The 25,636-nt window shown below is 74.0% G+C and carries 19 protein-coding genes and 9 pseudogenes; 22 read left to right on the forward strand and 6 right to left on the reverse strand.

The window, feature by feature from the left end:
• Position 1: 1 nt before the first annotated feature.
• Together ftsW and murG are read left to right on the forward strand one after the other, a co-directional pair.
• Positions 2–1,269: pseudogene (gene ftsW, locus UK82_RS06050) on the forward strand (putative lipid II flippase FtsW); the annotation flags it as partial.
• A gap of 3 nt (positions 1,270–1,272) precedes the next feature.
• Complete coding sequence (murG, locus tag UK82_RS06055; protein WP_044883605.1) at positions 1,273–2,403, forward strand: undecaprenyldiphospho-muramoylpentapeptide beta-N-acetylglucosaminyltransferase; 1,131 nt, start codon at positions 1,273–1,275, stop codon at positions 2,401–2,403.
• A gap of 78 nt (positions 2,404–2,481) precedes the next feature.
• Here murG and UK82_RS06060 read toward each other — a convergent pair whose 3' ends face one another.
• Positions 2,482–3,123 (reverse strand): nitroreductase/quinone reductase family protein, encoded by a 642-nt coding sequence (locus UK82_RS06060; protein ID WP_055406577.1) that lies wholly within the window; start codon positions 3,121–3,123, stop codon positions 2,482–2,484.
• Positions 3,124–3,239: 116 nt separating this feature from the next.
• A complete protein-coding gene (murC, locus tag UK82_RS36105; RefSeq protein ID WP_044883607.1) occupies positions 3,240–4,976 on the reverse strand; it encodes a UDP-N-acetylmuramate--L-alanine ligase in 1,737 nt (578 codons plus the stop codon).
• Positions 4,977–5,510: 534 nt separating this feature from the next.
• On the opposite strand from murC, the gene ftsZ reads away from it, so the two are divergent.
• The 9 genes and pseudogenes from ftsZ (at position 5,511) to UK82_RS33955 (ending at position 10,979) form a co-directional block, all read left to right on the forward strand.
• Positions 5,511–7,022, forward strand: a complete 1,512-nt coding sequence (ftsZ, locus tag UK82_RS06070) for a cell division protein FtsZ (RefSeq protein WP_044883608.1) — start codon at positions 5,511–5,513, stop codon at positions 7,020–7,022.
• A gap of 24 nt (positions 7,023–7,046) precedes the next feature.
• Positions 7,047–7,730 (forward strand): peptidoglycan editing factor PgeF, encoded by a 684-nt coding sequence (pgeF, locus tag UK82_RS06075; protein ID WP_044883609.1) that lies wholly within the window; start codon positions 7,047–7,049, stop codon positions 7,728–7,730.
• A complete protein-coding gene (locus tag UK82_RS06080; RefSeq protein WP_044883683.1) occupies positions 7,727–8,608 on the forward strand; it encodes a YggS family pyridoxal phosphate enzyme in 882 nt (293 codons plus the stop codon). The genes pgeF and UK82_RS06080 overlap by 4 nt, the downstream gene beginning before the upstream one ends.
• A 10-nt stretch (positions 8,609–8,618) precedes the next feature.
• Positions 8,619–8,747, forward strand: a pseudogene (locus UK82_RS36110) (cell division protein SepF); the annotation flags it as partial.
• 1 nt (position 8,748) lies between these two features.
• Positions 8,749–9,164: pseudogene (locus UK82_RS06085) on the forward strand (cell division protein SepF); the annotation flags it as partial.
• Positions 9,165–9,241: 77 nt separating this feature from the next.
• Positions 9,242–9,295, forward strand: a pseudogene (locus UK82_RS42370) (YggT family protein); the annotation flags it as partial.
• 1 nt (position 9,296) lies between these two features.
• A pseudogene (locus UK82_RS06090) lies at positions 9,297–9,508 on the forward strand (YggT family protein); the annotation flags it as partial.
• A gap of 93 nt (positions 9,509–9,601) precedes the next feature.
• A complete protein-coding gene (locus UK82_RS06095; RefSeq protein ID WP_044883612.1) occupies positions 9,602–10,582 on the forward strand; it encodes a DivIVA domain-containing protein in 981 nt (326 codons plus the stop codon).
• A 241-nt stretch (positions 10,583–10,823) separates the two neighbouring features.
• A complete protein-coding gene (locus UK82_RS33955; RefSeq protein ID WP_173667241.1) occupies positions 10,824–10,979 on the forward strand; it encodes a hypothetical protein in 156 nt (51 codons plus the stop codon).
• Between the two features lie 84 nt (positions 10,980–11,063).
• On the opposite strand, the gene ileS is transcribed toward UK82_RS33955, so the two are convergent.
• Positions 11,064–14,234 (reverse strand): isoleucine--tRNA ligase, encoded by a 3,171-nt coding sequence (gene ileS, locus UK82_RS06100; protein ID WP_055406580.1) that lies wholly within the window; start codon positions 14,232–14,234, stop codon positions 11,064–11,066.
• Positions 14,235–14,837: 603 nt separating this feature from the next.
• Between ileS and UK82_RS42375 the strand changes: the two are divergent.
• The 10 genes and pseudogenes from UK82_RS42375 to UK82_RS06135 form a co-directional block, all read left to right on the forward strand.
• A pseudogene (locus tag UK82_RS42375) lies at positions 14,838–14,940 on the forward strand (signal peptidase II); the annotation flags it as partial.
• A gap of 1 nt (position 14,941) precedes the next feature.
• Positions 14,942–15,374 (forward strand): annotated as a pseudogene (locus UK82_RS36120) (signal peptidase II); the annotation flags it as partial.
• A 17-nt stretch (positions 15,375–15,391) separates the two neighbouring features.
• Positions 15,392–16,195, forward strand: an 804-nt coding sequence (locus tag UK82_RS06110) for an RluA family pseudouridine synthase (RefSeq protein WP_236705565.1), incomplete at its 3' end; no start/stop codon positions are given.
• A 1-nt stretch (position 16,196) separates the two neighbouring features.
• A pseudogene (locus UK82_RS36125) lies at positions 16,197–16,348 on the forward strand (RNA pseudouridine synthase); the annotation flags it as partial.
• Positions 16,345–17,460 (forward strand): hypothetical protein, encoded by a 1,116-nt coding sequence (locus tag UK82_RS06115; protein ID WP_236705566.1) that lies wholly within the window; start codon positions 16,345–16,347, stop codon positions 17,458–17,460. The pseudogene UK82_RS36125 and the gene UK82_RS06115, both read left to right, overlap by 4 nt.
• A gap of 311 nt (positions 17,461–17,771) precedes the next feature.
• Positions 17,772–18,043: DUF6308 family protein (locus UK82_RS36130; protein ID WP_313949788.1), on the forward strand; the 272-nt coding region annotated here is incomplete at its 3' end.
• Position 18,044: 1 nt separating this feature from the next.
• Positions 18,045–18,416 (forward strand): annotated as a pseudogene (locus UK82_RS36135) (DUF6308 family protein); the annotation flags it as partial.
• A gap of 48 nt (positions 18,417–18,464) precedes the next feature.
• The gene (locus UK82_RS06125; RefSeq protein WP_044883615.1) at positions 18,465–19,427 is read left to right on the forward strand and encodes an ABC transporter ATP-binding protein; all 963 of its coding nucleotides are present in this window, start codon (positions 18,465–18,467) and stop codon (positions 19,425–19,427) included.
• A 256-nt stretch (positions 19,428–19,683) separates the two neighbouring features.
• Positions 19,684–20,436 (forward strand): ABC transporter permease, encoded by a 753-nt coding sequence (locus UK82_RS06130; RefSeq protein WP_396230470.1) that lies wholly within the window; start codon positions 19,684–19,686, stop codon positions 20,434–20,436.
• Positions 20,437–20,599: 163 nt separating this feature from the next.
• On the forward strand, positions 20,600–21,340 hold the full coding sequence (locus UK82_RS06135; RefSeq protein ID WP_044883616.1) for a hypothetical protein: 741 nt from the start codon (positions 20,600–20,602) through the stop codon (positions 21,338–21,340).
• A gap of 17 nt (positions 21,341–21,357) precedes the next feature.
• Here the strand turns inward: UK82_RS06135 and UK82_RS06140 are convergent, their stop codons facing one another.
• Entirely contained in the window at positions 21,358–22,032 is a 675-nt protein-coding gene (locus tag UK82_RS06140) for an LON peptidase substrate-binding domain-containing protein (protein ID WP_044883617.1), read from the reverse strand.
• 293 nt (positions 22,033–22,325) lie between these two features.
• On the opposite strand from UK82_RS06140, the gene UK82_RS06145 reads away from it, so the two are divergent.
• Positions 22,326–22,682: a hypothetical protein gene (locus UK82_RS06145; protein WP_044883618.1), complete on the forward strand. Its 357-nt coding sequence runs from the start codon at positions 22,326–22,328 to the stop codon at positions 22,680–22,682.
• On the opposite strand, the gene UK82_RS06150 is transcribed toward UK82_RS06145, so the two are convergent.
• Both UK82_RS06150 and UK82_RS06155 read right to left on the reverse strand, forming a co-directional pair.
• The gene (locus UK82_RS06150; protein WP_055406582.1) at positions 22,679–24,898 is read right to left on the reverse strand and encodes a hypothetical protein; all 2,220 of its coding nucleotides are present in this window, start codon (positions 24,896–24,898) and stop codon (positions 22,679–22,681) included. The genes UK82_RS06145 and UK82_RS06150 overlap by 4 nt on opposite strands.
• Positions 24,899–25,237: 339 nt before the next feature.
• Entirely contained in the window at positions 25,238–25,513 is a 276-nt protein-coding gene (locus UK82_RS06155; protein WP_044883620.1) for a hypothetical protein, read from the reverse strand.
• Positions 25,514–25,636: the final 123 nt, after the last annotated feature.

The following is a 25,636-nucleotide window of genomic DNA, read 5'->3' on the forward strand; positions in this document are numbered from 1 at the left end:
NTGTTGCTCGGGCTGGTCATGGTGCTCTCGGCGTCGAGTGTGCGCTCCTACGCCCTGTTCGGCTCGGCGTACACGCTGTTCATCCGGCAGGCGATCTGGGTGGGCATCGGCCTGCCGATCGTCGTCGCGGCCAGCCGGTTGCCGGTGCGGGCCTTCCGCGCCCTGGCCTACCCGTTGCTGGCCGGCACGGTGCTGCTGCTCATGGCCGTGCTCGTCCCCGGCATCGGCAGCGTGCGCGGGGGTGCCCGGCAGTGGATCGTTGTCGGCCCGATCACCATCCAGCCCAGCGAGCTGGCGAAGATCGCGCTGGTGCTGTGGTGCTCGGACCTGCTGGTGCGCAAGCGGCGGCGGCTGTCCGACCCGAAGCACCTGTTCGTCCCGCTCGTGCCGGTGTTCCTGTTCATCGACCTGCTGATGCTGCTCGAACCGGATCTCGGCGGCGCGATCTGCGTGACGGTCGTCCCGCTGACCATCCTGTGGGTGATCGGCACCCCGAAGCGCTTCTACGGCGCCGTGATGGGTTCGATGATCATCGCGGCGACGGTGCTCGCCGTCGTCGAGCCCTACCGGATCCGGCGGCTGCTGTCGTTCACCGACCCCTTCGCCGACGCCAACGGTGACGGCTTCCAGGCCGTCCAGGGCATCTACGCGCTGTCCACGGGCGGCTGGTGGGGGGACGGGCTCGGCGCCTCCCGGGCGAAGTGGCCGGAGCTGCTGCCCGCGGTGCACACCGACTTCATCCTCGCGATCATCGGCGAGGAGCTGGGGCTGGTCGGCAGCCTCGTGGTGGTCGGGCTGTTCGGCGTGCTCGGCTACGCGGGCCTGCGCATCGCCCACCGCTCCGACGACCTGTTCGTCCGGCTGGCCGCCGCCGGCGTCACCGCCTGGATCATCGTCCAGGCGGTGGTGAACATGGGGGCGGTCGTCGGCCTGCTGCCGATCACCGGCGTCACCCTGCCGCTGGTGTCCTTCGGCGGGTCCGCGCTGCTGCCCACCCTCGCCGCCCTGGGGATGCTGCTGTCCTTCGCCCGCTCGGAGCCGGCGGCGGCGAAGTACCTGGCCCGACGGGCCGAGGAGCGCCGCGCGGCCCGGGCCGAGCGCGCCGGTGTGCGCCGGCGGCCGCGGCTGCCCGGCCGCCGCGCCCGCCGCGCCCGCCGACCCGACCTGGAGCTCGTGCCCGTCGACGGTCCCGACATAGCACCCGGCACCGGTGGGCGAGCGACCGGTACCGGGCTGTCCGTGGGCCGGCCCGATGTGTCATCGTCTTGAGCGATGTTGCGAAGCGTAGTGCTCGCCGGCGGCGGGACAGCCGGCCATGTCGAACCCGCGCTCGCCGTGGCGGACGCCCTGCGCGCCGCCGAGCCGCGGGCGCGGCTGACCCTGCTGGGCACGGCCACCGGCCTGGAGGCGCGCCTGGTGCCGGCCCGGGGCTACGAGCTGGCGACGGTGCCGAAGGTACCGATGCCGCGCCGGCCCACGCCGGCGCTGCTGAAGCTGCCCGTCCGCCTGGTCGACGCGGTGCGCCAGGCAGGCGCGACGCTGGACCGGGTCCGGGCGGACGTCGTCATCGGCTTCGGCGGATACGTGTCGGTGCCGGCCTACCTCGCCGCCCGGCGCCGCGGCATCCCGATCGTGGTCCACGAGGCGAACCCGCTGCCCGGGATGGCCAACCGGCTCGGTGCCCGGTTCACCCCGTTCGTCGCCACCTCGTACCCGAGCACCCCGCTGCGCGGCGCGACCCTCACCGGGATCCCGCTGCGCGCGGAGATCCTCACCCTCGACCGCTCGCCGGCCGCCGCCCGCGCCGCGCGGGCCCGCTACGGGCTTGACCCGCACCGCCCGACCCTGCTCGTCTTCGGCGGCTCCCAGGGGGCCCGCAGCCTCAACCAGGTCATGACCGCGGCGGCGCACCCGCTGACCACCGCGGGCGTCCAGGTGCTGCACGCGGCCGGACCGAAGAACTTCGAGGAGGTCGCGGCGGCGCTGCCCCACGGCCTGCCGGCTCCCTACGAGCTGCGGCCCTACCTGGACGACATCATGTCCGCGTACGCCGCCGCCGACATGACGCTGTGCCGCTCCGGTGCGATGACCTGCGCCGAACTCGCCGCGGTGGGCCTGCCGGCGGCCTACGTGCCGCTCCCGCACGGCAACGGCGAGCAGCGCCGCAACGCCCTGCCGACGGTGGAGGCCGGCGGCGGCCTGCTCGTCGACGACGCCGAACTCGACGCGGACTGGCTGCTGGCGAACGTGCTGCCGGTGCTCACCTCGGCGGAGCGGCTGGCGAAGATGTCGGCGGCGTGCGCGGGCAGCGGTTACCCGCAGGCCGCTGCGGCGATCGTCGCCATGGTCCGCGACGCGGCGGCGACCCGGCGCCGGTCCCGGCCCCGCCACGCCGCCTCCTGACGGAGGCGTGACGCGGCTGCGCGGAACACCACCCCGGGGCGACTCCCGCGGAGGGCCGCCGTCGGCGGTGGGGATCCGTCAGCGCAGGGCGGCCAGGACGACGACGGGGATCTCGCGTTCGACCTGCTCCTGGTGGCCGCGGATGCCCGGCATCGTCTCCACCAGTGCCTGGTAGAGCCGCTCCCGCTCGGCCCCGGTGGCGGTGGACGCCTCCGCGGCGAACCGGGCGGTGCCGAGCTCCACGGTGACCTTGGGGTTGGCTGTGAGGTTCCGATACCAATCCGGATGCCGGGAGGCCGCCATGTTGGACGCGAACACGATGATGCGGCCGCGCCCGCCGGCCTGCCCGCGCCCGCCGGCCTGCCCGTTCCCGCCGGCCTGCCCGTTCCCGCCGGCCTGGTCCGCACCGTCCACCTGGGCCGCTCGGCCAGCCCGGTCCTCGTCGCCCGCGTCGCCAGCCCGGTTCTCGTCGCCAGCCCGGTTCTCGTCGCCAGCCGGGTTCTCGCCCGCCGCGGTGCCGGGGGCGCCGTCGGTGACGTAGCCGAGCGGCGTGGTGTGTTCCCGCCCACTGTGCCGGCCGGTCGTCGTCAGCAGCACGAGTCGGGACCCGGGCAGCGTCTTCTCCAGTGCTCCGCCGGTGGCCCGGTATTCGGCGATCACGGTCTGGTTGACCGCCCGGATGTCGAAGCCGGGGCTGCGCGGGTCCTGAGTGTCGGACATCTACCTGATCCTCACCGGTCGCCGCCGGCCGTGCCGGCGGTGGGCGTGTTGCGGCAGTCAACCATCGACGCAGCGTCACGGCCGGGAGGATCAGGCCGGGTGCCGCCGCGTCGGCGTCAGCCCGCCGGCGGCTCGTCCAGTGCCGCCAGCAGCCGCGGGCCGACCGTGGTGATCGTCCCGGCGCCCAGGGTGAGCAGCAGGATGCCGCCGGCCGGGGCGGCGGGGACGGGGCCGTCGAGCGCGTCACGGACGTCCGCGGCGAGCCGGTCGACCAGCTCCGGCCAGGGCACGTAGCCGACCGCCGCGGGCCCGGCCAGCCGCTCGACCAGATCCGTCGGGTGCCGGCCGAGGTCGTCGGTCTCCCGGGCGGCGTAGATGTCGGTGACGTAGACCCGATCGGCGTCGGCGAAGGCGGTGGCGAAGCCGTCGAGCAGCGCGGCGAACCGGCTGTAGGTGTGCGGCTGGAGCACCGCCCACACCGCCCGGCCGCGGGCCCGGGAGCGGGCCGCGGCGAGCGTCAGCCGGATCTCGGTCGGATGGTGCGCGTAGTCATCGATGATCTCCAGGCTCCGACCGCCCACCGGGTCGGCGACGGCGGCCGCCGGCCGGAGCTGCGATCGCGCAGCGGGCGTGCCGGTCTGGGCCGGTGTGGCAGCCGACCGGCCGAGGCCGGGCGCGGGGGCCAGCGCGGTCGCCGCCGCCGGCGCGCCCGCGGCCGAGGGTACGGCCCGGGGGAGGGCGGAGTCGGGCGGTGTGGCCCCGGCTGCTGTGCCGGCGGCCGCCGTTGGCGTCGTGTCGGGTGGCCTCGGGGCGGCCGGGATGGTGACGGGATCGGGCGTGCCGGCGCGCCAGAAGCCGACGAACTCGAAGCGGCGGGCCGCGCCGGTGTAGGTCGCGAGCGTCGCGAGGGTCTGCGCCGGCGCGACACCCAGCTCGGTGGCGACCGCGAGGACCGCCAGTGCGTTGAGGAGCGAGTGCCGGCCGGGGACCGCCAGCGTCAGGGTGCCGATCTCCTGGCCGGCGTGCAGGATGACGGCGCGGGCCGTGTCGTCCCCGACCGCGGTGGCGACGTCCACGGCGCGCCACCGACGATCGGGGCCGAAGCCGTAGTCGAGCACGGGCGCGGACGCGGACGGCGCCTGCCGGCGCAGCTCGGCGAGCACGGCGGCCACCCCCGGATCGTCCCCGCAGACCACCAGCCGGCCGTCGGGGCGCACTCGCCGGGCGAACGCGGTGAAGGCGGCCCGGACCGACGCCTCGTCCGGGAAGATGTCCGGGTGCTCCCATTCGACGTTGGTGATCACGGCGATGGCGGGTTCGAGGCCGGCGAACGCGCCGCCGTACTCGTCGGATTCCAGCACGAACACGTCGCCGGAGCCGGCGAGGGCGTTGCCGCCGAGCTGGGAGACCTCCGCGCCGATGACGGCGGTGGGATCGAGCCCGGCCGCGCGCAGCACCAGGGTCAACATCGCCGAGGTGGTCGACTTGCCGTGCGAGCCCGCCACGGCGACCAGCCGGTAACCCGCGGTCAGCTCCGGTAGCCACTCGGACCGGCGGCGGACCGGCAGGCCCAGCGACCGGGCGGTGACGATCTCCGGGTGATCGTCGGCGAGGGCGCTGGAGGCGACCACGACATCCACCCCGGCGAGTTCGGCGGCGATCGCCTCCGCTGTCGGCGCGGGTCCGACGCGGACGGGCACTCCGCGGGCACGCAGGGTCGCCACGCGGGGGGAGTCCTCGGCGTCGCTGCCGCTGACCCCCCCGCCGCCGGCGAGGTGGATCTGGGCCAGCGGCGACAGGCCGGCGCCGCCGATGCCGAGGAAATGGACGTGCTGGGTGCGCTGACGGGTCACGCAGGCAGTACACCATCACGCCCCCGCCCCACCACGCTCCCCCTTGATCGCGCCCCCCGAACCGTCCAGGCCCCCCGCGAATCGCCGAGGGGAGCGCTGGCGTGCCTGGAAGATCGCCGGAGGTGATCTGGCGGAAGTTGGCTGCCATAGTAGGTCAGGGGTTCCCGCGCATTGCCGAAGGCGGCGCTGTCGTTCCAGGAAGATCGCCGGAGGTGATCTGACGGAAGGAGGCTGCCACAGTAGGCCAGGGGGCCCCGCGCATTGCCGAAGGCGATGCGTGGGGAAGGCTGTGACGAAGCGGACGTGCCAGGAAGGGGTGTGACGCGCCGACAGCTTCCTTGACCACCGACGTAGCCGTGCCTACTGTCCGATTCACAGTCGGAAGTTGACATAACTGTAACCGTCTAGCTGACGGTGAAGGTTGAGACTGTGACTGTTTCCCCCGCTCGCCGCGTGAATCCGCCATCCCGCGGCGCCGCAGGGGCGGGGTAACCCCCCGTCCGACCACCGACGCCGCTGGAGGACCGACACCGCATGGCTGCCCCACAGAACTATCTCGCGGTCATCAAGGTCGTCGGGATCGGTGGTGGTGGCGTCAACGCCGTCAACCGGATGATCGAAGTCGGTCTCAAGGGCGTCGAGTTCATCGCCATCAACACCGATGCCCAGGCCTTGCTCATGAGCGACGCCGACGTGAAGCTCGACGTCGGCCGCGAGCTGACCCGGGGCCTCGGCGCCGGGGCCGATCCCGAGGTGGGCCGGCAGGCCGCCGAGGACCACCGCGAGGAGATCGAGGAGGTCCTCAAGGGGGCCGACATGGTCTTCGTCACCGCCGGTGAGGGCGGTGGCACCGGTACGGGTGGCGCCCCCGTCGTGGCGAACGTGGCCCGTTCGCTCGGCGCGCTCACCATCGGTGTCGTGACCCGGCCGTTCACCTTCGAGGGCAGGCGCCGCGCGACCCAGGCGGACACGGGCATCGACACCTTGCGCAACGAGGTCGACACGCTCATCGTCATCCCGAATGACCGCCTGCTGGCGATGACCGACCGCGACATCAGCGTCCTGGACGCCTTCCGCAGCGCCGACCAGGTCCTGCTCTCCGGTGTCCAGGGCATCACCGACCTGATCACCACCCCCGGCCTGATCAACCTCGACTTCGCCGACGTGAAGACGGTCATGTCGCACGCCGGCAGCGCGTTGATGGGCATCGGTCGGGCCCGCGGCGACGACCGGGCCACGGTGGCCGCCGAACAGGCCATCGCCTCCCCGCTGCTGGAGGCGAGCATGGACGGCGCCCAGGGCGTCCTGCTCAACATCTCCGGCGGCTCGGACCTCGGTCTGTTCGAGATCAACGCGGCCGCGGAGCTCGTCGCGGACGCGGCCCATCCCGAGGCGAACATCATCTTCGGTGCGGTGATCGACGACGCTCTCGGCGACGAGGTGCGGGTGACAGTCATCGCCGCCGGGTTCGACACGGTGCAGGACCGGCGGATCAGGCCGTCCCACGCGCAGCAGCCGCGGCGGTCCCCCGGCCAGGGTGGGACCGCCGGTGGCGGCACCGGGAGCGCGCCTCCGGCTCCGGCCGCCTCGCCAGCCACCACGATCCTGCCGCCGCTGCCGACGATCCCGAGTGCCTCGGCTCGCGTGGCCCAGGCCGCGCCGCCGCCCCCGCCGCCCCCTCCGCCGCCGCCCACCCCCGCGCCCGTCCAGCCGGCCCCGCCGACGCCGAGCTACCTGCAGACGCCGCCGTCGCCGATCGGCCAGTCCAACGTCGGGCATTACCACCCCGAGCCGCTGCCGGGGGCGCCGGCCGCCCACGAGCGCGTCTCTCCCGGCGAGTCGACCGTGATCCCGACGGTGGAGTCGCGCATCGCTCCGCCCGCGCGGGAATCCGTGGAGCCGGCGGCCGACCCCGGCTACGCCCAGCCGCACCGGGTCGATCCGCCGCGGGCGACGGGGCCGCGGCCGACCTACCCGCCGCCGCGCCGCCCCGTCCGGCCGGTGGTCGACGACGACGAGCTGGACGTGCCGGACTTCCTCAAATAACCCGCGCCGGGCAGACTTCCGGCCATGCCGGTTCTCGTCACCTCCCGCGCGGGCGGGGTCAGTGCGCCGCCGTTCGGCGGGCTCAATCTCGGTGATCATGTCGGCGACGCCGAGGATGCCGTCGCCGCCAACCGACGCCGGCTGGCCGAGCGGCTGCGGATGCCGGTGCAGTACATGCGCCAGGTGCACGGCACGCGGGTCGTCGTCGCGCGCGAGCCGGCTCCGCCACCAGAGGCGGACGCCCTCGTGACCGATGTGCCGGGCCTCGCGCTGGCGGTGATGGTCGCCGACTGCGCGCCGGTGCTGTTCGAGTCCCCGACGGCGGTGGGGGTCGCGCACGCCGGGCGGGTCGGCATGGCCGACGGTGTGATCGACGCGACGCTGGCGGCGTTCGACCGGCTCGGTGTCCCGGCGGATCGGCTCATGGTCACCGTCGGCCCGTGTGTCTGCGCGGGCTGCTACGAGGTGCCGGCGGAGCTGCGCCGGGAGGTCGAGCGGCGGGTGCCGGGCAGCGCGGCGGCGACGCGGCGGGGGACCGCCGCGATCGACCTGCGGGCCGGCATCCACCATCAGCTCGTCGCAGCGGGTGTGACCGACATCGCCGTCGCCGCCCGCTGCACCGCGGAGGACCCGGAGCTCTACTCCTACCGCCGGGACGGCCGTACCGGTCGGTTCGCCGGGGTGGCGTGGCTCGGGCCGGCCGCGTGATCGGGCGTCCGGATCCGTTCACCGGGGCCGATCCGGCCGCGGCGGCGGGCGTCGACCCGGTGCGCCGGGCGGAGCTGGCCCGCCGGCTGGCCGTGATCGAGGAGCGGATCGCCGCCGCGGCCCGCGCGGCCGGCCGCGATCCGGCCGGGTTAACCCTCATCGCGGTGAGTAAGACCTATCCGGCCGAGGATGTCGTGATGCTGCGCACACTCGGGGCGCGCCAGTTCGCCGAGAACCGCGAGCAGGAGGCTGGCCCGAAGGTGACTATGGTCACGCGTCAGCTCGAACAGTCGCGTGGCGATCCGACGGTCGGCGGCGGAGGCGGGCCCGGCGGGGCGGGCGTGGCGTCGGGCGGGACGCCGGGTGGATCGGATCTCACCTGGCACTTCGTCGGCCAACTCCAGCGCAACAAGGCCCGATCCGTCCTGCGTTGGGCGGACTGGGTTCAGTCGGTGGACCGATCGGGCCTGGTAGGCGTCCTGTCCCGGCTCGCAGTTGAGCGGGGCCGCCCGCTGTCGATCTGTCTGCAGGTATCGTTGGACTTGCGGAGTGATTTCGGGAGGCGGGTGGGGTCCGTGGTCGCCGATTCGGGCCGGGGCGGCGCCGATCCGGCGGAGCTCCCGGCGCTGGCTGATCTCGTCGACGGGGCGCCCGGGCTGACACTGCGTGGCGTCATGGCGGTTGCTCCTCGTGGCGAACCAGCACGTCCCGCATTTGAGCGGCTGCGGGCCGTTGCCGAACGGCTGGTCGTGGACCACCCTCAGGCCACCGTCATCAGCGCCGGCATGTCGGGCGATCTTGAGGCCGCGGTGGCCGAGGGCGCGACACACCTTCGGATCGGGACCGCTTTGTTCGGTGAACGGCCTGGTGTCCCTTAGAGTCGCGCCCATGGGGCTCGGGCGCAGGGCGATGGTCTACCTCGGTCTGGCCGAGGAGGACGAGGACTATCTCGACGACGACGACTACGACGACGGTCGTGCGGTCGGTCATGACGATCGGCGTGCCATGCACGAACCGNTCCCGATGGATCGCACGGTCCGTCGGATCGACGCACGGGAGGAGCCGGTCGCCATGCCGCGACGTCCACCGGTCGAACCACTGCGCCCTGCCGGACCTGTGCCGATGCGGCGGGTGATGCCCGTCGAGGAGGCACACCCCTACCGGATCACGACGCTTCAGCCACGTAGCTACAATGAGGCGCGGCAGATCGGCGAGGAGTTCAGGGACGGTACCCCCGTTATCATGAACCTCACCGACATGGACGATGTCGACGCCAAGCGGTTGGTCGACTTCGCCGCCGGGCTGATCTTCGGGCTGCGTGGCGACATCGAGAAGGTGACCAACAAGGTCTTCCTGCTCTCGCCGCACAACGTCGAGGTCACCGAGACGGACAAGCGACGCATCCGTGAGGGTGGGTTCTACAACCAGTCATGACGGGGAACGCGGACCACTGACGCGTCCCCAGGTCCCCAAGGTTCCCAGGAGAGAGCACCATCAGCACACTAGGCGACTTGATCTCATGGGTGCTGCTGGTCTACTTCCTGTTCCTGATAGCGCGGTGGATCNCCGACCTCGTTCTCGTCCTCGGTCGATCGTTCCGTCCGACCGGCCCACTGTTGTTGATCTTCGAATCCGTGTACACGGTGACTGACCCCCCGTTGCGGTTCATCCGGCGTGTCCTGCCCCCATTGAGGGTGGGTAGCGTATCGCTTGACCTCGGGTATCTGGTGCTCTTCTTGGTGATCTTGGTGCTGCGGAGCTATGCCCAGAGGCTGTGACGGGGTTGTGTGCACACCGCGAACGCGGGCGCGGCAGACTGCCCGCAGACCGCCCTCTCTTCGGGGAGCGGCGATGCCGCACGAGGAGGCGACGTGGCTCTGACACCACAGGACGTACAGAACAAGGTCTTCAGTCCGACGAGGTTCCGCACCGGCTACAACGAGGATGAGGTCGACACCTTCCTCGACGAGGTCGAGGCGGAGCTGACCCGGCTGCTCGACGAGAACAGCGATCTGCGCCGGCAGCTCGACGAGGCCCGCCGCTCCGGTGGCGGCGGCCCTGGGGTCCCCGCGCAGATCCTCGAGGAGAACCAGGGGCTGCGTCGCCAGGTCGAGGAGACCCGCCGCCAGCTCGCCCAGGTCCAGGCGCAGGCCGCGCAGGCTGCTCAGGCCGCCCGGGAACGCGCACAGCAGCAACAGCAGCAGGTGCCCCCGCCTGGCGCCCCGCAGGGTGGCGCACCGACCACGGTGATCCCCGCCGTCGGCTCGGGCGGCGGCGGCGTGCCGGCTCGCACCGGTTCCGGCCAGGCCTCGGAGGCCGAGATCGAGCAGCGGGTTGCCCGCACGCTCGTGCTGGCCCAGCGCACCGCCGACGAGGCGCTGCGCGAGGCGCGCGCCGAGTCCGAGCGGGCTCGCCGCGAGGCCCGCTCCGACGCCGACCGCATCATCGGCGAGGCCCGCGCCCACGTCGCCGAGCAGCTCGGCGGCCTGGAGGACGACAAGCGCCGCCTGGAGGGCCAGGTCGAGCAGTTGCGGGCATTCGAGCGCGAGTACCGCACCCGGCTGCGCGCCTACCTGGAGATGCAGTTGCGGGACCTGGACGGCATGCCGACCCAGCCGCCGGCAGTCGGCGCGGGCAACACCCCTCGTCCCGGCCTGAACCCCGGTGGTCCGACGCCGCCCCCGGCGGTGGGAATGGGCCCGAACGGCGGCCAGCAGAGCCCCGGCCACCAGCCGACGTTCCCGCCCGGTCCGCCCATGCCCGCCGGTGCCATCGCCCGGGACAACGGCCACGGCGGCCGCCCGGATCTGGACCCCAGCCGGCGCGACGCGCCCGGCATGCAGGAGTTCTGATCCGTCGCGTCGCGGCACCGCGCCCCGTCGAGATCGTCTCTGCCATGGCCGCGTCGTCCGTGATCACGCCGCGTGCGGCCTGGCCTGTCAGTCCGGTGTCGGCGAGCACCGCCGTGGCCGCCGCGGTGCCGCCAGACCCGCCGGCCCGCCCCGCCAGCGCCGAGAGCGACCCGGCCTTCGGCCGCGGTGACGCCCGGTGCCCTGGCCTGCCGCCGGTATCCCCGCCTCGTCGGGACGCGCCATGCTAACGCTCTGTGGTGCGCTGCTCGCACTCTGTGCGGTTCTGGCGATCGCCGGCATCGTCGCCGGCAGCGGCTTCGCCTACGCCTCCCTGATCCTGACACTCATCGCCGCGGCGCTGCTTCCGCTCGGCGCGCTGCGCCGAACGCCTTCCTGAGCGCCGCGGCGCCCGCCGGCGCCGGGGATCGACGCCGGCCACCCGCCCATGTTCGACCGGCCGCGTGCCTGACCGGCCGCGTGCCTAAACGGCCGCGGGAGTGTGGCGCGCCAGGCTGAACACCAGTCCCAGCTCCGCCGCCGATCGCAGACCCGCCTCACCACCCGTGACCTCGGTGAAGGAGACCGCGAGCACCTCCTCGGCCACGGTGGCGCGGTGGGCGCGCAGGGCGAGCGCGGTGTCCTCGCGGGTCGCCGACCAGCGCACATCCACCCGGTCGGTGATCTCCAGGCCGGCGGCCTTGCGCGCGTCCTGCAGCACCCGCACCACGTCGCGGGCGAGCCCGGCCCGGGCCAGCTCCGGGGTGATCTCCAGGTCGAGCGCGACCGACAGGCCGGACTCGGCGGTGACGGCCCAGCCCTGCCGCGGCGTCTCCGTGATGATCAGTTCGTCGCCCGACAGCTCGACGGGTTCGCCGTCGACGGTGACGGTCAGCCGGCCGTCCACCGGCGTCCCGGCGGCGGCGATGGCGGCCGCGACCGCCTTGGTGTTCTTGCCGAAACGCCGGCCCAGGGCGCGGAAGTTCGGCTTCACGGTGATGTCCACGACGTCCGAGGTCGCCGCCTCGACGACGGTGACGTTGAGCTCCTCGGCGATCTGGGCGCGCAGCTCGGCGGACAGCTCGCCGAAGGCGGCGGCGCCGACGACGGCTCGCGGCAGCGGCTGGCGGGTGCGCACCCCGCTGCCGGCCCGCGCGGCACGGCCGAGTTCGACGATGCGCCGCACGAGGTCCATCTGCGTGGACAGCCGCGGGGAGTGCAGGCCGGCCGGCAGCTCGGGCCAGGCGGCCAGGTGCACCGAGTCGGGCGCTTTCGCCGACGCGTCGGCGAACAGCCGGACCCACAGCCAGTCGGTCAGGAACGGCGTGAACGGGGCCATCACCCGGGTCAGCGCGTCCAGGCAGGTGTACAGGGTGTCCAGGGCATCCGGGTCGCCGGCCCAGAACCGTCGGCGGGAGCGGCGGACGTACCAGTTGGACAGGTCGTCGATGAACCGGGCGATCCGCCGCCCGGCGCGCAGTGAGTCGAAGCGGGCGAGCGCCTCGTCCACCTCGTCCACCGTGGCCGCGAGCTCGGACAGCGCCCAGCGGTCCAGCACGTGCCGCTCGGCCGGCGCCGCCGCGGCCGGGCCCTCACCGGGACGCCAGTCGGCCGCGCCCGCGTACAGCGCGAAGAAGGAGGCGGTGTTCCAGTAGGTCAGCAGGACCTTGCGGACGATGTCCTCGATCGCCTCGTGGCCGACCCGGCGGTCCGCCCACGGGGAGCCGCCGGCGAGCATCAGCCAGCGGACCGCGTCCGCGCCGTGCCGCTCGAACAGCTCGAACGGGTCGAGGACGTTGCCCACGTGCTTGCTCATCTTGCGGCCCTCGGCGTCGAGCAGCAGCCCGAGGCACAGCACCGTCTCGTAGGAGGAGCGGTCGAACACCAGGGTCCCGATCGCCATCAGGGTGTAGAACCAGCCCCGGGTCTGGTCGATCGCCTCGCAGATGTACTGCGCCGGGTACTGGCGGGCGAACTGCTCGGCGCCCTGGTGCGGCGCGCCCCACTGGGCGAACGGCATCGCGCCGCTGTCGTACCAGACGTCGATCACCTCGGGCACCCGGTGCGCGGTCGCGCCGCAGGTCGGGCAGGCGATGGTGACCTCGTCGACGAACGGCCGGTGCGGGTCGAGAGCGGCGAGATCGCGCCCGGCGAGCTCGGACAGCTCCGCGATCGAACCGACGCACACCAGGTGGTCAGGGTCGTCGTCGCAGCGCCAGACCGGCAGCGGCGTGCCCCAGTAGCGGTTGCGGGACAGCGCCCAGTCGACGTTGCCGCGTAGCCACTCGCCGTAGCGGCCGTTCTTGATCCGCTCCGGGTGCCAGTCCGTCGCCGCGTTCTGGGCCAGGAGCTGGTCGCGGATCGCCGTGGTGCGGATGTACCAGGACGGCAGCGGGTAGTAGATCAGCGGGGTGTGGCAGCGCCAGCAGTGCGGGTAGCTGTGGGTGTACGTCTGGGCCCGCCACAGCCGGCCCCGCTCGCGCAGGTCGGCGGTCAGCGCCGCGTCGGCGTCCTTGAAGAACACGCCGCCGACCAGCGGGGTGTCGGCGAGGAACCGGCCGTCGGTGCCGATCGGGTTGACCACGGGCAGGCCGGCGGCCCGGCAGACCGCGAGGTCCTCCGCGCCGAACGCCGGCGACTGGTGCACCAGGCCGGTGCCGTCGGTGGTGGTGACGTACTCGGCGAGCACGACCGAGTGCGGCGTGCCGGTGCCGGCGGCGAACCGCTCGGCGGCCAGCAGCTCGAACGGGCGGGCGTAGCGGGCGCCGGCGAGCGCCGTGCCGCGGAAGCGCTCGACGACCTCGGCGTCCTCGCCGACGGCGGCGGCGACCAGCGGCTCGGCGACGACGAACAGCTCCCCGCCGGCGGCGCGGACCAGGGCGTAGTCGACGTCCGGGTGGGCGGCGACGGCGGTGTTCGACACCAGTGTCCACGGCGTCGTCGTCCAGACCAGCAGCTCCGCGCCGCGCTCGGCGAGCCCGAGGTCGTCGGCGACCAGGGGGAAACGGACGTAGACCGAGGGGTCGTCCACGTCGGCGTAGCCCTGGGAGACCTCGTGGTCGCTCAGCGGCGTCTCGTCGCGCGGGCAGTACGGGGTGACGCGGAAGTCCTCGACAAGCAGACCCTTGTCGAAGATCTGCTTCAGCGACCACCAGACGCTCTCGATGTAGCTGGTGTCCATCGTGCGGTAGGCGCTGTCGAGGTCGACCCAGTAGCCCATCCGCTCCGTCATCGCGGAGAAGTCGGCGACGTGGCGCAGCACCGACTCGCGGCAGCGGGCGTTGAACTCGGCGATGCCGTAGGCCTCGATGTCGTTCTTGCTGGTGAAGCCGAGCTCCTTCTCCACCGCGAGCTCGACGGGCAGCCCGTGGCAGTCCCAGCCGGCGCGGCGGGGGACGTGGAAGCCCTTCATCGTCCGGTAGCGGGGGAACAGGTCCTTGAAGACCCGCGCCTCGACGTGGTGGGCGCCCGGTTTGCCGTTCGCGGTCGGCGGCCCCTCGTAGAAGACCCACAGCGGGCGGTCCGCCGTGGACTCCAGCGAGCGGTGGAAGACCTTCGCGTCGCGCCAGCGGGCGAGCGTCTCGCGTTCGAAGGCGGGTAGGTCCACCTGCGCGGGCAGCGGGGCGAAGGTGGGGGTACGCGGGGCGGTGGTCATCGTGGCGGACCCGGTCTTCCTCGGTCGTGGCTGGCGTCGGACCAACGGAGGGACGACGCCTCACCGGCCGCGCGTGGCGACGGCCGGCGGGCCTGCCCGCCGCCGCGTCCCGCCCGGGACCGGGGGTACCGCGGTACCACCCTCCTTGCGCGCCCCGCTCGACCGCTCCGCCGGAGGCGGAGCGGGCCGTGGGACGGCCTCTCGTCAAAGCTCGCGGCGGCCGGGTCTACTGGGGGCTCCGCCGGCTCGCGCCCGCGGGGTCCCGTTCTGCCGGCGGCTCGGGGGTGATCTTCGCAACGCGCTGGCCACCGGGCTTCCACCAACCCCGGCTCGCTCGGGCTGCGCCCGCCGCTACTCGTCCCCGTCGATGCCGTGCCGCTACCAGATGGAGTCTAGTCGACCGCTCGGGCGCTCGGCCGGTGCCCAGTGGGGATCCATCGGGGCGCCCCGTGTGGGCTGGCCCGTAGAGTGGATCGGGTGGGGGCGGAGACGACCATCGGGAGCAGTGTGTCCGAAGATCCCGCCGACCGTGGGTCGGCCGCCGCGGGCGGCGCCGGGGGCCCAGCCCGGCGTCCGGTGGCCACGCTGACGGCGGCGGCCGCGGTGATCCTGCTGCTCGACATCGTGACCAAGCACATCGCGGTGGCCACGCTGTCCGACCGTGGTCCGGTCAACATCATTCCCGGCGTCCTCGACCTGCGGCTCANCCGCAACTCCGGGGCCGCGTTCAGCCTCGCGGGCGGGGCGACGGTCGTGCTCAGCCTCGTCGCCCTGGCCGTGATCTCGGTGGTGGTCTTCACCGCCCGCCGGCTGCGGTCGGTGGGCTGGGCGATCGTGCTCGGCGCACTGCTCGGCGGCGCGCTGGGCAACCTGACCGACCGGATCTTCCGTGCCCCCGGCCCGCTGCGCGGCCACGTTGTCGACTTCGTCTACCTGCACCACTGGCCGATCTTCAACGCCGCCGACTCGGCGATCGTCTGCGGCGGCATCCTCGCCGTCGTGCTGTCGCTGCGGGGCATCGGGCTGGACGGCACCCACTACGGCGATCCCGACCCGGTCGTCGGGGACGGCGGCGCGCTGCGGGCCGACCCGCCCGCCGATGCCGCCGGCCGAGGCGGCACCGGGCCGGGCGGCCAGTGACCCGCGCCGGGGGAGACGTGAGCGCCGGGGAAGACCTGGGTGCCGGAGGAGACCTGCGTTCGCTGCCGGTCCCGGACGGGCTCGACGGCATCCGCCTGGACGCCGCGATCGCGCGGATGTTCGGGCTGTCGCGGACCGCGGCCGCCACCCTCGTCGACGACGGCCAGGCCAGCCTCGACGGTCGGGTCCGCGGCCGATCCGACCGGGTCCGCGGCGGCGCCTGGCTGGAGGTGCGGCTGCCCGCGCCACCGCGCCCGGTCACCGTGGAGCCCACCCCGGTGGCAGGTCTCGGCATCCTGCACGATGACGACGACATCGTGGTGGTCGACAAGCCGCCCGGCGTGGCCGCCCATCCGGCCCCCGGTTTCACCGGGCCGACCGTGATCGGGGCGTTGGCCGCGGCCGGCTACCGCATCTCCACCTCGGGCGCCGCGGAGCGGCAGGGGGTCGTGCACCGCCTCGACGTCGGCACCTCCGGGGCCATGGTCGTCGCCAAGAGCGAGCGTGCCTACACGCTGTTGAAGCGGGCCTTCCGGGAGCGCCAGGTGGACAAGCGCTACCGCGCCGTCGTGCAGGGCCATCCCGACCCGCTCAGCGGCACCGTCGACGCACCGACCGACCGCCATCCGCGCCGGCCGGGCCTGTTCGCCGTCGTCGCGGACGGCAAACCCAGCGTGACCCACTACGACCTGGTGGAGGCGTTCCGCTCGGCCTCGCTGCTGTCGATACGCCTGGAGACCGGCCGGACCCACCAGATCCGGGTGCACATGTCGGCCCTGCGCCATCCCTGCGTCGGCGACCTCGCCTACGGCGCCGATCCCNCCCTCGCCGAGCGTCTCGGCCTGACCCGGCAATGGCTGCACGCGGCCCGCCTGTCGTTCGACCATCCCGGTCACGGCGGCCCCGTCGAGTTCACCAGCCCGGACCCGGCCGACCTGGCGGAGGCGGTGGAACGGCTGCGGGAGCAGGCATGACCGAACCGGTGGCGATCGGCAAGCCGTCCCTGCCGACCCCCGACGTACTGCCGACCCCCGAGGTTCCGCCGCTCGTGCCCGCCGAGGCCGAGCCTGTCGCCATGCCGGCCTCAGGAGGGCCGGCCTCAGGCGGGCTGACCACGGCGGTCCTCCACGCGACCGTCGAGGCACGGCCGGTGACGGCCCGGCCCGCGGTGAACCCGCTCGACCGGCTCGACGACGCCGCGCTGCCGCCCGTGTTCCGCATCCTCGACACCGCCCGGTCCCGCCTCGCCGGCACCGCCGATCGCGAGGCCTGCCGGGCCCGCCGGCTGGCCGAACGGGCCCGGCGCGGGCGGGTGGGCCGGGACGGGCCGGCCGACGCCGGGGCCGAGGGCTCGCCGGCCCTGCTCGACGTGGTCGGCGTCGCGCCCGGTGGCGTGGTGGACCGGGGGGCGCGGGTGCTCGTTCTCGGGCTCGTCGTGCTGATCGTGGTGAGCGCGGCGGCGGCGATGCTGCAGAGCGTCGACCGGGATCGGCCGTCCAACGCGACGGCGCCCGCCGACGCGCCGACCGGCTCCCCGCCGGCGGCGCAGCCCCTGACGCCGACGGTCACGATCGGCCCAGGTGCGCACGACTCGGTCGCCGAGTACCTCGGGGCGAGCCGGCAGAACCTCGCGTCCCTGACCGCCGCAGCCCCCGCCGCGGACCTCTACGCCGTCGCGAGCCTCGCCGCCCCGGTCACCCCCGACGAGATGCTCGGGGTTCTCGGCGCGTACCGGGCCGTGCAGGTGTTCTTCACTGCCGGGACCGGCGGGGAGGTCGAGCAGGCCACCGTGCGCGACCCGGTCGCCGACGTCCACGCCGCCTTCGCCTCGGCGGCGACGCAGGCGCAGACGCGGGCCGCGGCCGAGGCGGGAGCCGGCGAGGCCGGCGCGGAGGAGCGGGACCGCCAGGCCGAGGCGCAGCTACGGGCCGGGTGCGCGTGCCTGTTCGCCGCCGTGGTCCGGGCGCCGGCCGGGCGATTGTCGCAGCTCGCGGCCGATCCCCGGGTCCGGGTCGTCGATCCCGCGCCACCCGGCGCCGGGCCGCCCAGCGTGAGATTCCTCCCATTGTCGCCGGATCGCCGCTGACCTGGGGCGCGCCGTCCCTCATCATCTGGCCGGGTCACTGCCATCCGGTGGACGAGGCGCGGGCCTGCCGGCCGCCGCCGGCGTCGACCCCCGTACCGGTCGCGGCGGCCACAAGGGAGGATGAGGCACAACGCCCTCGTCAGCGCGGGTTGCCGGGCTCGGACGACGCCGGTCGCGGTGTCGCGGGCAAGCACCCCGGACGACACGGCGACGATGGCAACCACGGCGACGATGGCAACGACAGTGACGATGACGACTGCAGTGACGATGACGACGACAGCGACGACTACAGGACGATAAGGAGCCCAGGGGTGAAGTTGGCGAAAGGCACCCGGGAGGTTTTCGACGCGGAGAGCCTGGTGGAGGAGTACCTGGGTCCCCGCAAGCGCGGGCTGCGTTACGCCTACCCCTACTACGACGGACTGGTCACCAACGACGACCCGGATCTGCTGTGCACGGGCGACCTGCTGGCGCCCAGCCTGCTCGGCGTGCACGTCGACGTCGACCGGATGCACACCCTGACCGCGCTCACGCCGCTGTTGCAACGGGCGCTGGACAAGCTGCCGCCCGGCATCGAGCTGATNGAGGCCGACGAGGTGACCCTCGACCTGGTCGCCGCTCTCTACGACCCGCTCGACGACCCCGACGTCTCCGATCGGGACGTCAAGGGCTCGCTGATCGCCAAGGTGCTGCACCGCAAGCGGCCCGCGCTCGTCCCCCTGTTCGACTCCAAGGTTCGGATCTTCTACCAGCACGAGGACTGCGTCCCGCCGTCCCCGCGCGACGGTCGAAGCTGGCGGCAGTACATGGGGTTGCTCGTCCGGGCCATGCAGTACGACCTTCGGGAGAACGCCGAGGAGTTCCGCCGGCTCGCCGCACTGGTGCCGTCGAGCGGCCCGCCGGTCACCCCGCTGCGCATGCTTGACGTCGTGGTGTGGATGAGCAGCGCAGTGTGACTCGTCCCGACGACGGCCCGGGGCCATCGCCCGCAGCCGGCTGCGAGAATGGGTGACGTGCTGAGCTACGCCGTCCGCGGGCTCACCCGACGACACGGGGTGGGCGGGCACTCCGTCCTCGCCAACGACCGGATCGATCTCGACGTCCGGCAGGGCGAGGTGTTCGGGGTGCTCGGCCCGAACGGCGCCGGGAAGACCACGCTGGTCCGCCAACTGATGGGGCTGCTGCGCCCCGACGCCGGCACGATCACGATGTTCGGCCGCGATGTCCGCGCAGCCCCGGACCTGCCCGCCCGGCTGGCCGGCTATCTCGGTCAGGACGATCTTGCGCTGGCGGAGCTGCCCGTCGCCACCGCGGTGGCCACCACCGCGCGGATGCGCGGCGTTCCCCGCGCGGCCGTGCGGGAGGTCCGCGACGCCATCCTCGACGAGCTCGGCCTCACCGCGGTGGCGGACCGGCCGCTGGCCCGGCTGTCCGGCGGGCAGCGGCGGCTGGCCTGCGTGGCCACGGCGCTGGTCGGCGATCGGCCGGTCCTCGTCCTCGACGAGCCGACCACCGGGCTCGACCCGGTCGCCCGGCGCGCGGTGTGGGGGGCGTTACAGCGCCGCCGTGACGCGGCCGGCACCACCGTCGTGCTGATCACGCACAACGTGCTGGAGGCGGAGTCGGTGCTCGACCGGGTCGCCGTTCTGGAGTCCGGGCGGGTGATCGCCTGCGACACGCCCGGCCAGCTCAAGGCGTCGGTGTCCGGCGACGTCCGGCTCGACCTCGCCTGGCGCCACGAACCCCCCGCCGACGACCCCACCGTCGCCATGCTGGCCGGCCTCGCGACGACCAACGGCCGGCGCTGGACGGTCCGCCTGGACCCGGCGACCGCCCGCGAGGCCCTCGGCCGGCTGACCACCGGCGCGGCCCTCGCCGCGCTGGACGATTTCAGCCTCGCCACCCCATCCCTGGAGGACGTCTACCTCACCCTCGGCGGGGCGTCCCGAGACCTGGAGCGGACATGACTGTGCACGTGCGTCGTCCGGGCCAGCAGGCGTGGCCCCGATGACCATCGTCCCNGACGCGCGCGACGCGCCGGCGATTCTCGCGGCACTGCAGCCGGCGCCGTCCCTGGAACCGTCGTCGGAGCCGTCCCTGGAGCCGTCTCTGGAGTCGACGTCGGGGCTGTCCCTGGAGTCGTCTCTGGAGTCGACGTCGGGGCCGTCCACGGTGCCGCTGCCGTTGCCGATCCCGATGCCGGCGCGGCTCGGGCCGCCGAAGATGCCGCTGGCCACCCGGTTCGGCACGGCGTTCGGCGCGGTCTACCGCGGGCAGCTCGCCCGGTCGAAGGTCGGCCGCATCCCGTTGCTGTTCGTGGCGTCGTTCCAGTCGATCGGGATCCTGGTCCTGCTGCGCGGCATCCTCGACGTCGACAACACCACCGCCGCCGGCCAGGTCGTCGCGGGTTCCACCGTGCTGGTGGTCGCGTTCGTCGCGCTGAACCTGCTCGCCCAGCGCTTCGGTGCCCTGCGGGCGGCCGGCGCGCTCGACTACTACCTGACCCTGCCGATCCCGCCGGCGGCGGTCGTGCTGGGCACGGCCGCCTCCTACGCGACGTTCGCCGCGCCCGGCACGGTCATCACGGCCGTACTCGGCGCCCTGCTCTACAACCTGCCGATCACGGGACTGTGGCTGCTCCTGCCCGTCGTCGTGCTCTCCGGGGTGTGCCTGGCGGGCCTGGGGGCCGTGGTCGGTCTGCTCGCCCCGCGCCCGGAGCTGGCGACCATCGCCGGTCAGCTCGGGATGAGCATCGTGCTGTTTCTCGGGGTCATCCCGGCCGACCGGCTGCCCGAGATCGGCCGGGTCGCGCGGGACGTGCTGCCCAGCAGCTACGCCGTGGACGCCCTCGCGGCCGCCTTCCAACCGGGCGTGGACTGGTCGAAGGTGGTCCTCGACCTCGCCGTCTGCGCCGCCGTGGGGATCGCGGCGCTGGCCGTCGCGGCGGTGACGCTGCGCCGCGTCGGAACCTCCTGACCAGAGCGTAACCGTCCAGGATCGCGTCGCCCGGGACCACTGTCACACCAGTGTGGCCGGGACGACCGCCCAGCACGATAGTGTCAACCGTCCGCGGTGGCCGACGACGCCGCCGTAGGTGATGTGGACGAGGAGACGGACACCTCTTGGCGGGACGGGCGACGTGACGGAGAGTTCAGCGGAGTTCCGGGGGGTCCCGACGGACAGCCCGGGAGCCGAGCCGTCTGAGACCTCCCCGCTGCCGGCCCGCTCGCGGCGGCCACTGCCGTTCGGTGTCCGCCCGGACCTGATCGCCGGCCTGATCTGCGCGGCGGCGATGGCGGTCGCCGGGTTCCCTCTCGGCCTGCTGTGGGCCGCCGTCGCGCCGCATCTCGACGTCCCCGGCGCGCTGCACGGCAACGAGTCGGCGTTCGCGGTCCAGAGCGACATCGACGCCCGCTTCGCGCTGATCTGCGGGGTCGCCGGGCTCGTCGGCGGCCTGGTGGCGTTCTGGCGGGCCCGGGACGCCGGCTTCCTGGTGCCGCTGGGGCTTGCCGTGGGGGGCCTCGGCGGCGCGCTGATCGTCGGCTGGATCGGTCATCTTCGCCGCTCTCCGGACCTGCTGCACAGCCTGCCGAGCAACGCCTCGCCGATCCTGGTGGACCTGGTCGACCTGCGGGTCCGCGCGCACGGGCTCTACCTGGTCATGCCGGTGGTCGCCCTGGGCGTCTTCGCGATCGGCCTGTGGGCGACCTCCCGCCCCCGTCGGAGCCCACGCGGCGCGCGTCCGCCCGCGCCCTTCTCCGGTCCTGGCACCGAGTCCGGGGCCGCCAGCACCAAGGGCGCGGAGGGCCCGCAGCGTCCGGCGGACGCCGCGGGCGAGCCGGCCCCTAGCGGACCCGACGCCCCCCGGGTATCCGGCTGACCCTGGCCGGGCCTGTCTCAGTTGGGGCTCGGATCCACCCGGCGCAGCTCGCTGGAGCCGATCGTGGTGATCTTCTGGAGCAGGCCGACCTCCCGGTGTAGCAGCGCCCGCTCGACGCGCAGTCGGGTGGCTGCGTCGGCCGCCGCGAGCAGGCCCTGGCGCTCGGTGAGATCGGTGACGGCCGCCGCGGCGATCACGTAGGACAGTGCGACGGGATCGTCGGGCAGGTCCGGCAGGGAGATCTGCACCGTGCCGGTGGCGGCCAGCCGCTCGGCGTAGGCGCGCATCAGCCGCTGCACCGGCGCGACGGACTCGCGGGCGGACTCGGCGTCACCGACCTCGTCGGGCAGGAACTCCACGTCCCCCACCAGATACGGCGCGCTGCGCTGATCCACCGCGCCGATGCGGAACCGCTGCCCGCCGACGGTGATCAGGGAGAACCGGCCGTCCGGATGCTCCTGCACCCGGCGCAGCACGGCCGTGCAGCCGACCTCGTGGATCGCCGGCAGCGCCGGCCCCGTCTCGCGGCCCCGCCGGATGGCCACGACCCCGAAACTGCGCGCCTCGTCGGCGGGCTGGGCGAGCAGCTCCCGGACCAGCGCCCGGTAGCGTTCCTCGAAGATCTCCAGGGGCAGCACGAGCCCGGGAAGCAGGACGGTCCCGAGCGGGAACAGCGGGAGTCGCGCGCTCATCGCCGGTGCCCTCCCCTTCTGGCCCACCCGGATCCTGCCCACGCCCGAGCCGGCCGCCGCCGGTCGGCCGCGGCCGGTCGGCCTTCGCCGCCGGGGTGACGCACCGCGGCGGATCCGCGTGCCGAAGCCGGCCGTTCGATCCAACCTTGTCCCGCGCCGGCCGCGGTGTCCATCGGCCGACCCCTGTGATTCTCGCCGAACGAGGGCGTGTCGGCGCCGCGGGTGGTCCGCCCGGGGTGGCGCCACCGGGCCCGGGGTCCTCCTTCGGTCGCCATTCGGGCGAGAATGGACCGGTGTGGGGAACCGAACCTGAGCTCCTGGTCGTCCTCGAAGGAGCGGGCCGCGCCGATGGTCCGCTGGCCACGCTCGCCGAGTTCGGACCGGTGACCTCGCAGCTGCCGCCGCGACTGGCACTGCTGGCGGTGCCGGCGTCGCGAGCGGCGGAGCTGGGGGCCTGCGCCGGCGTGCGCGGCGTCTTCGTCGACGGGGTGCCCCCGGCGCTGCGGGAGACCCTCAGCCCCGCGGAGGCCCTGTTCGTCGACGGTTGGCTGGCGCGCCGCAGCGCCAAGGACCGACCCGCCGAGGGACTTCCCTGGGACGCCCCCGGCGCCTCACCCCCCGACCCGCCGCCCGGTTCCGTGGTCGGCTAGAACACGCGGCGCGGGGTCGACCAGGTCGCCCCGGCTCCGGATGTGCGCCACACCATGTGCAGCTCGTCGCCGACGCGGGCGAGGACCTCCAGGTGGCCGTCGAAGTTGCTCTGGATCATCGAGACGGCGTCGACGTTGCCCAGGGTGGCGGCGAACGGGCGCGGCCCGCTCCAGAACGGCGTGGGCGCGCCGTTGTTGCGGTAGTAGTGGATGAGCCCGCCGCCGGCGGCGGGGACGACCACCTCGAAGTTGCGCGCCCCGTCGGCGAAGGAGCTCTGGATCAGCGACGGGTTGCCCGCGACCCCCTCGCCGAAGACGGGGCCGGTCCGCCACACCGCCGAGTTGTCCCGGGTCAGGTGCACCAGCCGGCTGCCGACCCGGGCGACGGCCTCGAGCATGCCCGCGCCGCCGCCGAGGGTGCCGTGGATGAGGCTGACCGCGTCGACCCGGCCCAGGTTCGCGCCGAACAGCCGCGGCGCGCTCCAGGGGTAGCCGTAGACGTCGTGGTTGCGCCACAGGTGCAGGATCCCGACGTCCGCGGCCGGGATGAGCAGCTCGAAGTTGCCCTTCGTCCCCAGTCGGCTCTGGACGAGCGACGGTACCCCGCCGACGCCCTGGGTGAGCTGCTTGGGGTCGTGCCAGGCGAACGCCCCGGTGCTGTCGCGCCACAGGAAGTACAGCGCCGAGCCGACCCGGACGGCGACCTCCAGCGGCCCGGGGTTGGCCAGGGTGCTCTGGACCATGGTGAGTGCGTCGACGCGGCCGAGGGACTGCGCGGTCTGCCACGGATCGCGCCAGGGGAAGCCGGCGGCGTCGTTGTCCCGCCACACGTGGGTGATCCCCGCGAACGCCGACGGCACGACGACGTCGAAGTTGCCGGCGCGGCCGAGCCCCTTCGACTGGACCATCGCCGGGTTGCCGCCGACGCCGTGGCCCCACCCGATCTGGCCGGGGGTGTAGCGGCACAGCGCGAAGCTGTTGGAACGCATCAGGCAGTCCGCCGGCGCCGGCGCGCAGGCGTCGCAGTTGCCGTTCGGGACGCCGAACGCCCCCCACGCACCGCCGCAGTCGCAGCCCGCGCCGCCGTACTCGTCCGGGGCGCCGAAGATGTGCCCGGTCTCGTGGGTGAAGACGCGGTCGATGTTGTCGGGGCCCCAGCCGTCGTTGGCGTACGACATGACGATCCGGGGGCCGCCGACCGACGAGTAGGCGAAGTAGCCCAGCGGGTACTTGGTGAAGAAGGCGCAGTAGGCCCACCGGGTGCCGAGCCGGGCGCGCAGCGCGTCGACGTAGTCGTAGACGCCGTCGAAGGTGGCCGCGTGGCCAAGCCGGCTCATCGCCGGATCCCGCCACAGGGCCTCCAGATCGGCCGCCTTCGGGTCCGCCGGCACGGACAGGCGTACGAGCTGGATGTCGTAGGAGAACGTGAGACCGGCCGCCGGGTTCGTGGTGGCGTACCAGGACAGCCCGTTCTGCACCTCGGCCACGACCTTGGTCCGCTCGGCCGCCGCGAACTGCAGGTCCGCGGTGGGCCCCTCGACGAGGATCAGGCCGATGGCGACGGAGCCCTCCAGCTTCGAGCTGGTCGGAGAGCCGGCGGCGCCGGCCGCGGGGCCCGTGGCGGGGCCGCCGTCGGCGGCGGCGCCTGTGGCGGTCAGCGTCATCAGCGGGCTCTGCAGGAGCGACTGACCGTTGGCGAAGGCGCGTGGTGTCGGGCGGTCCGGGTCCGGCCCGAAGGACCCCCGCGGGGGCGGAACGTCGGTGCAGGGCCGGTCCATGTCCCACGGATGGCCGTCGCGCGGGCGATTCTGCTTCAGCCGGCGGTAGGCGGCGCTGGCGCGCAGCCGGAAGGCATCCAGACCCAGCGTCTCGGCCCGGTTCAGGCCGGGGGAGACGCCCGTGGTCGACACGACGCTGCCGTCGGCCGGGGGCAGCAGGCCCGCGCCGGCGCGGGCCGCGAGCAGCCCCGGCCCGCCGGGCGCGTCGTCCCGCGGCCGGCCGAGCACCTGGACCCGGCCGTAGCGGTGCAGGGTCCGTTCGCCACCGGCGCCGGCGGCGGCGGGCGGGGCGGGCGTGCCGTCGTCGGTCGCCGCGTTGCCGCCCGTGGCCGGATCGGTCGCGTCAGCCCTCGCGGGAGCGGCCCACAGCGAACGGCTGGCCGCCGCGTCGGCCGGGGTGATCAGGGCGCGTTCGTCGACCGGTACGTCCCCCGCCATGCGTGATCGTTTTCCCTTCGGTGAGGAATGGCTGTGCGGAGTTGTATCGTGTTGCGGCTTTGTTGTGTCGGCTTTTACGGAAGCAAGTGCCGGGAGTGCCGGTCCGTCATATACGACCCGTTTTATCCGCATAGCGGCCGCACGGAGTTCCGGTTCGGGTGCTTGCCACCGTGCGCGGACGGCCGGAGCCGGCCGTGGCTGCGGCGTCGCCGGTGTCCGGCAGAGCGGCCGACCACCGGCGGGTCCACCGCTCGGGTGCGGTCAGACGCTTCGGCGGGTCCGCCGGGTCCACCGCCCGGCTGGGGTCACCGCCCGGCTGGGGTCACCGCCCGGGTGGGGTCACCGCTCGGGCGGGAAGGAGTTCTGCCCGGGATTGATGTCCGGCCAGCCGGAACCGACGGCCGATCGGTCCGGCGCGCCCATCGCCGGACCGCCCAGCCCGGCGCCGCCGGTCCCGGGACCGCCCAACCCGGCACCACCCGCCGGGGAGGCGGCCATCGCATCGGCGACCTTGCGCATGATGGCCTCAACGAGGCGGACGGCCTGGGGGGTCGAGAGGTTCAGCACGATCTCCGAATCCCCCGCGACCTGGAATCGCACCGAAACGTCCGCCATGCCGAGTTCCCCTTCCTCGTGGCTCGCCACCCCTGCGCAGGCGCGTTGCCAGAGGTGACGTTACGGGGCGAACGGTGCGTCGCGTGNGGGACCTCGGTACCTCGGCGGCCGCCGTGACCGGCT

It is taken from the genome of Frankia sp. ACN1ag, assembly GCF_001414035.1.
GTDB classification, from domain to species: domain Bacteria; phylum Actinomycetota; class Actinomycetes; order Frankiales; family Frankiaceae; genus Frankia; species Frankia torreyi.

Bases quoted from the DNA above. Each gene is read 5' to 3' on its own strand.
- ftsZ (WP_044883608.1), top strand. From the start codon at position 5,511: ATGGCTGCCCCACAGAACTATCTCGCGGTCATCAAGGTCGTCGGGATC.
- UK82_RS06150 (WP_055406582.1), bottom strand. From the start codon at position 24,898: ATGGCGGGGGACGTACCGGTCGACGAACGCGCCCTGATCACCCCGGCC.
- pgeF (WP_044883609.1), top strand. From the start codon at position 7,047: ATGCCGGTTCTCGTCACCTCCCGCGCGGGCGGGGTCAGTGCGCCGCCG.
- UK82_RS06140 (WP_044883617.1), bottom strand. From the start codon at position 22,032: ATGAGCGCGCGACTCCCGCTGTTCCCGCTCGGGACCGTCCTGCTTCCC.
- murG (WP_044883605.1), top strand. From the start codon at position 1,273: ATGTTGCGAAGCGTAGTGCTCGCCGGCGGCGGGACAGCCGGCCATGTC.
- UK82_RS06155 (WP_044883620.1), bottom strand. From the start codon at position 25,513: ATGGCGGACGTTTCGGTGCGATTCCAGGTCGCGGGGGATTCGGAGATC.
- ileS (WP_055406580.1), bottom strand. From the start codon at position 14,234: ATGACCACCGCCCCGCGTACCCCCACCTTCGCCCCGCTGCCCGCGCAG.
- UK82_RS06060 (WP_055406577.1), bottom strand. From the start codon at position 3,123: ATGTCCGACACTCAGGACCCGCGCAGCCCCGGCTTCGACATCCGGGCG.
- UK82_RS06115 (WP_236705566.1), top strand. From the start codon at position 16,345: ATGACCGAACCGGTGGCGATCGGCAAGCCGTCCCTGCCGACCCCCGAC.
- UK82_RS33955 (WP_173667241.1), top strand. From the start codon at position 10,824: ATGCTAACGCTCTGTGGTGCGCTGCTCGCACTCTGTGCGGTTCTGGCG.
- UK82_RS06125 (WP_044883615.1), top strand. From the start codon at position 18,465: ATGGGTGACGTGCTGAGCTACGCCGTCCGCGGGCTCACCCGACGACAC.
- UK82_RS06130 (WP_396230470.1), top strand. From the start codon at position 19,684: ATGCCGCTGGCCACCCGGTTCGGCACGGCGTTCGGCGCGGTCTACCGC.